Below are 342 nucleotides of genomic sequence, written 5' to 3' on the forward strand. Positions count from 1 at the left end.
GGCGGCGGCCTTGCCTTTGCCGATGCATTCCACCTCCGGGGCATGGAAGGAATAAAGCTTCCAGCCGCGCTGGCGCTGCTGCTGCGAGCGGATTTGCACGGCCCGGCCAAGCGGGAGGGCGAATGCCTCCTCCAGTGCCGGCTGGCCCTCGATCTTGCGGCGGATGTCGCGGATGATGCGGCCGAGCCGGCTGCGCAGAATGCGCAACTGCCGCTGATGCCGGCTGAACTGTTTGGCATGGGCGTAGCGGCCCGCCATCATCGCGGCGGCCTTGGCCACACGAGAATAGGATTGCCGCAGCCTGACGGCGTGCCTTCTCGCCAGGCGGTTGAGCCCCTTGAT

The 342-nt window shown here is 67.3% G+C and carries 1 pseudogene; it reads right to left on the bottom strand.

Annotated elements, in window-relative coordinates:
* Positions 1-342: pseudogene (locus tag GWG67_RS38915) on the bottom strand (IS5/IS1182 family transposase); the annotation flags it as partial.

Source organism: Bradyrhizobium sp. CSS354 (assembly GCF_029051725.1).
Lineage (GTDB): Bacteria > Pseudomonadota > Alphaproteobacteria > Rhizobiales > Xanthobacteraceae > Bradyrhizobium.